The sequence below is a fragment of the Vibrio sp. 10N.261.46.A3 genome (assembly GCF_041472995.1).
Lineage (GTDB): Bacteria > Pseudomonadota > Gammaproteobacteria > Enterobacterales > Vibrionaceae > Vibrio > Vibrio coralliirubri.
Map to the genome: position 1 here is coordinate 51,463 of NZ_JBFRRH010000070.1, position 10,571 is coordinate 62,033.

The following is a 10,571-nucleotide window of genomic DNA, read 5'->3' on the forward strand; positions in this document are numbered from 1 at the left end:
CTGAACAAGAATAAATTACAGAACAATCGCAAAATTTGTGCTGATAGGTCTAAGCTGTCGACATAATCCCTTCTAGCTGCCCACAATCTCTACTCTCCCCGAACAAACAGTTTTCATTCAAGCATGCCAACATTGGCTGTTCCGCAGACTCGAAACCATTATCTGACTCTATTATTCGCGCGCGTACCATTTATCATTCCAACAAGACAATATGTTAATTTTCAATGGTTAATCAATTTTATAAAACCTTGGCATATATCTCATATTTGAATAAATGCCATAGAGTTATAACTCCAATGTCATAACTCTTGACTACGTTATTCTAGACATCAATCAATAAGGATAACGTAAACGATGAAAACTCAATGGACTTGGTTAGCTGCACTTGTGGCATCCACATCAATCGCTTCGACCTCTGCCATAGCAGACACTGACGTGTATCTCACCAATAACACCAATCAAGTAATGACCATTCAAGCCAACCACAGCGGTACCGACCTGCTTCAAATCGGTGATGAGTGGCAACAGCATGTTGAACAGATTGGTCCTTGGGAGACGAAGAAGCTGATCAGTTTTAACCGCTGGACTGGTGTGAAATCTGGGAAGACCTATGAGTTTGACACTGTGGTATCGAACGCTGTGGGTGAGAGTGTCACGCTCAACCAAACCATGAAGGGACATTGGTATAACTCGACACTGCAACATGGTTTAAGCGCCGCAGACGTCAATCTAACATTGCATGACGATCGTAATATTCATCGCAGCACGACCGATGCATTCGGGGTCAATGCAGAGCTAGCCCTCAAAGCCGATTCTACGGCGCGCTATGATGATATTTATTACACCATCACCCCACCAAAAGTGGATGAACAGCCAGAGCCGGATGCCAATACACTGAAAGTCATGACTTACAACATCTGGGCGCTGCCTGCCATCGCTTCGCATATTGGTGACCGCTACGATCTTCTTCCTCAATACGTAAAAGGCTACGACGTGTTGGCGCTTCAAGAGGTGTTTGCCAACGGCAGAGATGAATTCTTGCGTGAACTTGCAAAAGAGTATCCTTATCAAACCAAAATGCTCGATAAAGATGGGATTAACATCTATGACGGCGGCGTAATCATTGTCAGCCGCTACCCTATCGTTAATGAAGCTCAGTATGTTTTCCCTGATTGCACGGGCACAGATTGCTTTGCTGATAAAGGTGTTAACTACGCCGAAGTGATCAAGAACGGTCAGGCTTACCATGTGTTTGGCACTCACACCGCATCATTCGATACGGACACCGCTCGTGACTACCGACAACGTCAATTCAAGCAGATGCGTCAGCTTGCTCAATCACTGGAAATACCAACCTCTGAAACGGTTATTTACAGCGGTGACTTCAACGTGAACAAGCTCAAGTTCCCAAGTGACTACCAACAGATGTTCGCTAACTTACAGGCTGATGAACCACAATATTCAGGTTACACCGCTTCTACCTTTGACCCACGCATCAACAACTTTGCGGGCGAACCTATGTCGGGTGGCGAGAACGTTGAGTATCTCGATTATGTGGTGGTGAGCTCGGAATATGCCGCTAAAGCGCATAACGACAATCGCGTGGATGTCCCAAGATCAACAAGCAGTGAGTTATGGAAGCACTACAATCTTTCAGACCACTTCCCTGTTAGCGCTGTCATCAAGTAACTCGGTGAACCCATAATGCATCGAGTTATATTAATCCTAGTGCTCGTCTTAACGGCGAGCATTGTTGGCTATTCGTGGTCATCAAAATCCACTGAAACACCGCAACCTTCTGCTCAACACACAGAACCTAAGCCGCGTGTTTCTACGACAACTGCTGACGATAACTTCACACCAACTGCAACCGCCAGTTCGGGAAATGTAGCATCGCAGAGCAAACCAGCCGAAGCTGAATCATCGGGCGGAGAAACGAATGCTGAAAACTTGACTGAGCTTGAAGGCAAGGCTTTGCTCGATAAACTCGATGAGTTCTGGAAGCTGTGCCAACAACGTGATGACTGCACTGAGCAACTCGCACGAATAAAATCGGAATTGCCGGGCATATGGTTTGAGTTACTGAGCGACTATCCGCAGCTATCAGCCGACTGGCAATTAACCCAAAGCACTATCCCTCTTGAATCCATAGAGACTCTTGAAGATCGTGTTGCCTTATTCAAGCAGTCTGCACAACAAGTATGGGGAGAGTTGGCCCACCAGCTATTCGCAGACCAGTTTGCGCATCTAGATTTTACGCTCGACGCCAACACCCTTGAAGAGAACGAAGCGAGCCAGTTTTTGGCCAATTATCAAGATTTGCTTAGTGAATGGCAAAACAATACGGGCACGTTAAACGCCGAAACACAGCTTCAAAAATATGAACTGGCAGTCTCTTTGATACCCAGCAGCTATAGCCCTGCTGAAGTTGCATCAGTCAAAGCCGACCTCCAAGGTGCCTACTTAGATGAAGCGCAGGCCAGCAACATTGCCGCAAGAGAACAACAAGTCGCGCAACAGCAGCAAACCGTGATGAGTTATCACGAGCAACTGGATCAGCTCCAAGTGACCTTAGACTCTCAGCGAAGCTCGAGTTATGCCACTTGGACTCAATACGATTGGGACAGTTACTACCAACAGCAAGTCACCGATTTCAGGGAGCAGTTTTTTAGCAAGTAACTCTTTAACTTAAACCGTCACGAAACTGCGCGGGCGTTTTATTGAGCCAACCTTTAAACGCCCTTCTGAAATTTGCGGGGTCGCTATAACCGAGCCTTTCACCGATGTCATCGATACTCATAGTTGTGCCGAGTAACAGCTCTTTGGCCAGTTCCACTCGAACTTCGGTAAGCAATATTTGATAACTGGAATCATGGGTCACTAGCTCTCTCCTGAGCGTACGAGAGCTACAACCAAACTCATCCGCGAGTTGCTCTATATTCGGGAAACTACCTGCGGTTTGATAAAAGATCGTTTTGATCTGGTTAGTCAGCAGGTGCTCAGAGTCCAGCGTTTCGACTATCGACTGGCAAGACGCAAGATAGCGCTTCAGTGTCGCGGCATCATGAGTCAATAAGGTTTGTGATAAAACCGAGGCATCAAAACGCAGTTCACAATGGTTTTGCTCAAAAATCACCGGGCACTGGAAGCGGTTGTCATAAAGCTTGGTGTAATTGGGACGAGCGTAAGGCAAAGCCAAAATATGAATATCCAACTCATGACCAGTCAGTTCTTTGAACAAAGAGACGATTGAACTCAAGAAATATTCACTGCAGAAAGGGAGCAGATCACCCACTTCCAAGGTGTTCTCAATCTGAATCACTGCTTGCTCGAAATGTAGAAACAATTTAACCGAGAAGATAGGACCGTTCAGGCGCAGATATTTAAAGCCCGACTTGATGGCCTCCCCGACATTTTGACTGGTCGATAGCGCATAACCCAACACACCAAAGTGGCTCAAGCTAGCGTGTTCCCCCAGCCAAAGCCCTAAGCCATCGTGAGGAAAGCTCTGATTCGCCGCGCTAAATAACGCAAGTTTATCAGCGTATGTCAGTTTTCCATTCGGATCTCGCCAATCCATGTTTGGCAAACCCACATCATTGAGTAGCCTTTCAATATCGATACCTCGTTGCTCTAGCGTATTCAACAGCAGCGCGATATCTAATGTCCCCAACTGATGCCGATGTCCGGTCGGCTTATACTCCGCGATAATCTCCAATCGTCTCTCCTTATATCGAGCCCATTCCCATCAACATGACTACTCAGCTTCAACAGCACATGCTGACGAAATCGTGATTGGTAACATGCTCTTGTCCGAATATGACCTCCCAATTCTACGCTACTCATCGCACAATGATTTTAGTTGTTAAAATAATGTGAACCATCGCAATGATAAAAACCAACCCAGCCCCACACAGTTTGATTGATTCTAATGGTCAGCCGATCATTGGACATTTCGATGGCATCCCAAAGCACCTGAACATCGAGAACTTTGACTACCGAAACTCGATGGATTCAAAAGCAAACTCTTGGCAGAAGCACTTCCACTACAAACAATTCCAGTTTGTCAGCATCGTCACCGACACACATATTATTGGCGTGGCCATCGCGGATATTCGCTACTTGGGCTCAGCATTTTGTTATGTCTACGACATCGAGAACAACCATCTACAAGAGTCATCTTGGTTGAGGCTATTAGGGTTTGATAAGCATGTAACGCGTTCACCATTCGAAGGAAAGACAAGCATTGCAGATCAAAGTATCACCTTTGATATTGAAGACGGACAATGGCGAGTTCGCTTGAATACCAAACTCATCAAGGCCGATATCGCTTTAGAGCCTGAAACTGATAGCTTGCCCATCGCGATGTGCAGCCCAACGGGTTATTCAGGTTGGACTTACACCCAAAAGCACAATGCTTTGAACATCAGCGGCGACATCCAAATCAAAGGAGAATCACTCGATCTCACTCAAGCTCGTGCTGGTTATGACCTTTCAGCGGGTTACATGAGGCGCGAGACCAGTTGGCGCTGGGCAAGCATTAACTCGCAATCCAATGGTACTGATATTGGCTTGAACCTCGCGGCGGGCGTGAATGAAACTGGAGGCTGCGAAAACGCATTATGGATCAATGGAACTCGGCACTTGCTTAACCCGGTACAGTTTACGTTTAGTCGCCAAAACACGGATTTACCTTGGCAGATAACATCACAAGATGGACGTATAAACCTGACCTTTACGCCCTTAAATAATCGCAGCGAAAAGCTCAATTTATGGCTGTTAAAAAGTAACTTCCGTCAGTTCGTTGGTCACTTTTCTGGCTCGGTTGAAGACAACAATGGAGTGACACATCAACTCGATGGTGTTCTTGGCCTAACAGAAGATCACTTTGCCCGATGGTAGCGAAATTCTGCTGACTGAATCTCAGGCGAGCAAGTCTAAGTAAACTGATACTAAGAACGCTTATGGCGTCTCAACAAGGATAAAACATGAATATCGACGCATTAATCAATCACCCAGAATGGCTACTGCTGGTATTAGCGCCCTTGTTCGTGGTGTGCATGTTGGCTGAGTATTTTATAGGTCAGAAGCAAGGTCGATTGCCAGATAACTCGAGCTACAAACTTTCAGAAGTAATGTGTAACTTCACGCTGGCCGGAATGCATCAACTCTCCGATTTGCTCACCGGGTTATTGGTCGTGCAGCTGTACCTTTGGATGTTTGGTTGGCGCTTAATGGACATTGAAATGGGCGTGCTGAGTTTTGTTGTATTGATGGTGTTGCAAGACTTTTGCTATTACTGGTTCCATAGAGCAAGCCATCGTGTTCGCTGGATGTGGGCAGCACACGTTGCGCACCATAGTTCAGAAAGCATGAACTTCAGTACGGCTTTCCGTCAGAGTTTGATGTACCCATTCGCAGGCATGTGGCTATTTTGGGTACCGCTCGTCATCATAGGTTTTGACCCTAAATGGGTGATCTTTGTAGTGCTTCTGAATCTAGGTTTGCAGTTCTTCGTCCATACACAATGGATACGAAGCTTGGGGCCACTTGAATACATCTTTAACACCCCATCACACCACCGTGTGCATCACGGCAAAAACCCGCAATACATCGATAAGAACTACGCCGGTGTTTTGATCATTTGGGATAAGTTGTTTGGTACGTTCGAACCTGAAGTTGAAACCGTACGTTACGGCGTCACCAAACCCGTAAACAGTTTTAACCCGATAGTCGTCACCTTTCAAGAATGGAAGGCGATAGTCAAAGATTTGAGGAACCGAGAACTAACCGTGAAACAGAAAGTGCGATTGATACTCTCACCTCCATCAGACTAAACAAAGCGATCGGATTTAGTACACCTTATGAAAATCAATGAGGTTGAATGTGAGGTCGCTTACCCAGAAATCTCCGTCCAAATCGGCACCTTGCACGTATCGCTTGTCGCCCATTTCTAAAGTCACAATGTATTTGCCCGCGATTAGCCCCTCTACCATGTAAAAGCCATCACTCTCAATCTCGCTCGAATACTCGGTGCCTTTCTGGATATGTTTAAAGTGCAGATAAGCACTGTCTTCTAGGTCACCTTCTACCGTGCCATCGACGCCAAATGACACCACCATTTCGATGTGAGCATGAGTTAGCCCGACTTGCTTAGTATTTACAAACACAGGGTTTTGGATCGGCGTGAGGTTAAGGTCGAGTGCCCCTTCATCAATATAGATAGGTAGATTATCTCGAGCTGGCACACTTGAGAATTCAAATCGGCCTTTTGCATCACTGACCGCTCGTTGGTCCAAGATTTGTAGGCTTACGCCTTGTATGGGTTGTTTGTGGTGATCGTAGACAACGCCCGTAAGCTTAGAATGGTTGTAACGATTCCACTCAACAAACTCACCAATACTTTCATCAAAGTAAGTTTTAGCACCGAATTCTGTCGTCATCTCGACACCGTATCGGTCTTCGGTTCCTTCTAGCTTAAAGAGTAAATAAGGGTTCACTCGAGCTTCTAAAGAGGCGGAAAACGAAACTTCCTGTTTCTGATAGCGAGCCGATACGTTCGTCGTGAGCTCTTGAAAAACCTCCAACGGATCTAACAGGCACTCTTTACACGCATTTCTCAGAGACAGCTCCGTTCGTTCATGATGACCAGAGCCATCAACAGTTCCAGAAATATTCCACGACGTATCCGAAAACCCGCTTTTGGCCAAGCCAATAGTGTGTAGATAGTCTTCTTGATGAGAAGCTTTGATGTATCGATAGTCACCGGCGTATGAGACAAACAGATTACGAGCCACTTTCGAGTTCAACTTGGGTTCAACACTCAATTCGTCTTCATCATCTCTTATCGTTAAAAAGGCTGTTAAGTTTGCAAGCGACAGGTTGTATTTGAACACATCGTACTCCATTGACTCTAAGTCCAATTCATCGGTTTTATTAAGCTCTATCGATGCCGACTGATCGCCGTTGATCAAAATATCAAACTCCATTGGAAACCGATTGAACTCAGGTAACCAACCGATATGACCCGCGAACCAATGCGCCGGTAAGTATCGTCCTTGAACGCCAATCAAGTCTTTGCCATGTTGCCTCATAAAGGCACTACCCACAGTGAAGTAATCGGCAAGCCCATATTCGAGCGACACAGCGCCCGCTCGGTCTGCACCTTCATTTCCCACCACTTGCACGCCCCACTCGTTGCTTGGTAGAAATGCATCTTCTAAACCGGCGACGGTGATCTCTTCTTCCTGCCAGACACCTTTCGATAAGTAGTAGCGAAACTTGATGGTGTCACCGGGGGAAATATTGTCTTCTTCAACAACGAAGCGTCCAAACTCATCAGAGCGATAAGTGGCTTGATAAATACCATTGACCAAAACATCGATGCTGATGTTAGGTTGAGTAGTTCGTTCGAGTTGAAGGTTGCCGAACTCTGTCTGTCGCTTTCGATTGGTGTAATAGAGCCCGTCTTCGAGGGTTTGATTCACGGTAAAGACGCTGCCATCTAATAACACATGTCCGACTTCCAAAGACCCTTCGCCGTCATGAGCTTCAATCGCAATGTTGTAATAAACGATCGGCTTATCTTCTCGTGAATCAATCGACAAGCGAGACAAGGAGTGTTCAGTGCTTAATATGGTGTCTGATAGTGCGTAAACATTACCGCCAGTGTCACTGTCGTGATAAACAGATGCCGCTAACTGAGTCGCTAAACCCACAGCGGCAACAGGTTCGAAAGCTGGCGTGTTTTCAGCTAGCTTGAGATCCTCGGCCTTCTTACGTGATTCATTTTTCATCTTAGAAATAGCCGCTTCCAACTCAGTCAATGAGCTAAATTCTGGAGAAACGGTGAGCCGGTAATCATCAATATCCCAACGCACTTTAGCCGGGATACAAGCTTGTAAGCTGTACCAATGAATGAAAGTTTCTGAGTCGATGACTTGATATTTGATCGACTGGATATTGTTGTCATCGCGGTAGCAGATGGCTTGTTCAGTATCAACAATATACGGCGGAGATTCTCTGCCCACATCTTGTGGCAAGTACAATTCGCAATATCGGCTTTCATCACACTGACCATTCATTTCGAGCAGATAAAAAGCGGCATTAGATATCGAGATGAAGGGTTCTTCGTAGTCATCCATCATGACACGATAAAAGCTATCCCCGACTTTCCCGACTCGAACTTCAACATGGGCTGGATAGAGCTCGCTCGCCTCACTTTCTTCTTCAGATTGCGAATACGCAGCAAAAGGAAACAATGAGGCGAGCAACAAAAGTCGCCAAAGCATGCAATTGAACACTAGCCTTTAAAGAGTCTGCGACAATGAAACGAGCACTACAGAACACATTCGTACAGAGGCTGTTCGTTCTGAACCAGTGAGATCTTCGACCCTTTTGGGAAAGGCTTAGTTAATTCAGCATTACGAAGTAGCACCACTTTTTCGCTATGCTCGTCGACATTTAATTTTGCAGTAAATTGAAAGTTACCATCGTTACGAATCTTGATGCTTTGGTTGTCACACGCAAACTTAACATCTTGTACCTGCTCACCTTTCTGAACATAAACGGGTACATAACTGTTTATGTGAAAGTTCAGTTGAAAGGCTGAACCGTCACTGTTGGTTTTACTTGAAGATAGCGCAATGTCTGATAACTCGGCGGCTTTTGCTATTGGGGAAAACCACAAGTAAGCACGATATTCACCATCAGCCATGTCAGCAGGCAGAGCATTCATACGTAAACGAACCGTGCGTCTTTGATTGGGTTTAAGTTCACGAATTATTGGTGGTGACACTTTAATCCAACTCGCGATGTCTTCCGATTCAGCAATATTAGCGTCCGTTCTAACCAAGCCACTCGCCTTTACAGGGCGATAAATCGGTTTTATCTCCAAGCGAATCGGTTGATCTGAGTTATTTTCGACGACGATTTTTTCAGTCACCGAAGTGTCGGCATCCAAAACAAAACGAGTCGGAGCGATGAGTAGCTGAGCATAGGCTTGTGTTGTGAAGATTAAGCCGAGAACACATGAGATAAACAACTTCATTTATAATTAACCTCAAAAGGGATTGTACTGGTGTAAAGGCCAGCGGGGTGGTTAGCGCCGATTTTCACTTTCGCACCAATACACAATAATTTGCTTCTTCCATTCCCTTTGATTTTGGCTCTACCACGCTTTGATAAGCCACAACCAAAATAGAACTTTCTAATACGCAGGCGCTTGGATTTACGAGAATGGTTTAGGTATTGCTTAGAAGGGAGAGAAACCACGATTTTTTTACCCGGCTCACCTTCAACGTAAAAGCGCACCACATATACCTGACTATTGGCTGGGTTAGAGTCCGCATTCTGACCCGATCCAGAGATATACATGCCTGGAAATTTCACTTCCATATTCTCAGGAATAATTTCTAGCGCATGAAAAGGGCTAGAATAAAAAATCAGACTGATATAAATCGTGTATTTTAATAGAACACTCATAGTAAATACGGCTGCTTTGCAACAGCCGTAATATTATACTGGTTTCATTTGTTTATTGGTAAGTGACATCTACTGCAACGTTTGCAGTATATGTACCAGCAACTAATGTCGCACTTGAAGTACGTGCAGTGCCGCCAATATTAAGATCCGCAGTACCACCCGTAAGGGTAATAGCATTATTAAAGTCAAATTCAGCTGCAATCGTATTTACGCCATTCACCAAGTTAGTATCAGAAATACTGACTGTTACTGCATCACCAGACTCTCCAGAAAGAGTAAATGCCGCCGCTCCTGCATCGCCTTGAGCAATAACAACGTCCGTTGTGTTGTCTGAAGTGATGATACCGAAGTCAAGATCACTTGTTTTTGTCATTGTAATTGCTTGTTTTACTTCTAGTGTTGCATCAAAAGTGTCACTCACAGCGAAAACGTTCGCTGAAGAGATAGAAAGTGCAGATACAGCAACAACCTTAAAGACTTTGTTCATTTCTTTAATCCTTTATATAAAATCGGCTTTATTATTAGGGTTACCTAATAGTCAATCAAAGTTAACAATTAAGTAACAACAATCCTATTTAGAAAATATATATATTGACACTTATTTATAAAGAAATGAGGCGCAGTGAGAATAAGATCACGCAAATTGATATAAATAACACTAACGAAAATAATGGTATTAGAGTATTACTACCAATTAGATATAAAACTGGTTTTACATCTAATTCCTTTATTTATGTGTGTTATTAATTTTTATAAATATGCCTCAATTTAAATAGCCCAAAAATAAGATGGAACATCCCCCACTATTCTATTCAGATTCATCACTATATAGATCGACGTGTTGCAATATAGTCTCAAAAGTGAAACAAACTGATATCTACACAGTATTGTAATAAAAATGAAATATTAGAGTTTTCTTTATATCCAATTCAAACACGGATTATATAAAGTATTAAAAGTGAGACAGGTACAACTATCCAGTCAAATTAACCCCAACAATCATAAATACCGAAAATTAAGTCAAATCTAAGGAGATTGTATTATGAAAAACACCATCTTTGGACAGAGCCTATACCCGTGATCATTGA

Annotated in this window: 9 protein-coding genes; 4 read left to right on the top strand and 5 right to left on the bottom strand. The window is 44.3% G+C overall.

Annotation, left to right across the window (positions count from 1 at the left end; genetic code table 11):
• Positions 1-354: 354 nt before the first annotated feature.
• Both AB4484_RS17075 and AB4484_RS17080 read left to right on the top strand, forming a co-directional pair.
• Positions 355-1,689, top strand: a complete 1,335-nt coding sequence (locus tag AB4484_RS17075) for a sphingomyelin phosphodiesterase (RefSeq protein ID WP_372079424.1) — start codon at positions 355-357, stop codon at positions 1,687-1,689.
• A 39-nt stretch (positions 1,690-1,728) separates the two neighbouring features.
• On the top strand, positions 1,729-2,679 hold the full coding sequence (locus tag AB4484_RS17080; protein ID WP_372079441.1) for a chromosome partitioning protein ParA: 951 nt from the start codon (positions 1,729-1,731) through the stop codon (positions 2,677-2,679).
• 4 nt (positions 2,680-2,683) lie between these two features.
• Here AB4484_RS17080 and AB4484_RS17085 read toward each other — a convergent pair whose 3' ends face one another.
• The gene (locus AB4484_RS17085) at positions 2,684-3,718 is read right to left on the bottom strand and encodes an AraC family transcriptional regulator (RefSeq protein WP_372079427.1); all 1,035 of its coding nucleotides are present in this window, start codon (positions 3,716-3,718) and stop codon (positions 2,684-2,686) included.
• Between the two features lie 170 nt (positions 3,719-3,888).
• Between AB4484_RS17085 and AB4484_RS17090 the strand changes: the two genes are divergently transcribed.
• Together AB4484_RS17090 and AB4484_RS17095 are read left to right on the top strand one after the other, a co-directional pair.
• Positions 3,889-4,902, top strand: coding sequence for a DUF2804 domain-containing protein (locus AB4484_RS17090; protein ID WP_172379397.1), 1,014 nt, complete (start codon positions 3,889-3,891; stop codon positions 4,900-4,902).
• 86 nt (positions 4,903-4,988) lie between these two features.
• Positions 4,989-5,837 (top strand): sterol desaturase family protein, encoded by an 849-nt coding sequence (locus AB4484_RS17095; protein WP_372079430.1) that lies wholly within the window; start codon positions 4,989-4,991, stop codon positions 5,835-5,837.
• A 15-nt stretch (positions 5,838-5,852) separates the two neighbouring features.
• Here the strand turns inward: AB4484_RS17095 and AB4484_RS17100 are convergent, their stop codons facing one another.
• The 4 genes from AB4484_RS17100 to AB4484_RS17115 are packed head-to-tail and all read right to left on the bottom strand — an operon-like array spanning position 5,853 to position 9,970.
• The gene (locus tag AB4484_RS17100) at positions 5,853-8,291 is read right to left on the bottom strand and encodes a carboxypeptidase-like regulatory domain-containing protein (RefSeq protein WP_372079433.1); all 2,439 of its coding nucleotides are present in this window, start codon (positions 8,289-8,291) and stop codon (positions 5,853-5,855) included.
• 47 nt (positions 8,292-8,338) lie between these two features.
• Positions 8,339-9,049 (bottom strand): molecular chaperone, encoded by a 711-nt coding sequence (locus AB4484_RS17105; protein WP_048611828.1) that lies wholly within the window; start codon positions 9,047-9,049, stop codon positions 8,339-8,341.
• The gene (locus AB4484_RS17110; protein WP_122082941.1) at positions 9,046-9,483 is read right to left on the bottom strand and encodes a DUF4402 domain-containing protein; all 438 of its coding nucleotides are present in this window, start codon (positions 9,481-9,483) and stop codon (positions 9,046-9,048) included. The genes AB4484_RS17105 and AB4484_RS17110 overlap by 4 nt, the downstream gene beginning before the upstream one ends.
• Positions 9,484-9,535: 52 nt before the next feature.
• Complete coding sequence (locus tag AB4484_RS17115; protein ID WP_048611824.1) at positions 9,536-9,970, bottom strand: DUF4402 domain-containing protein; 435 nt, start codon at positions 9,968-9,970, stop codon at positions 9,536-9,538.
• Between the last annotated feature and the right edge of the window lie 601 nt (positions 9,971-10,571).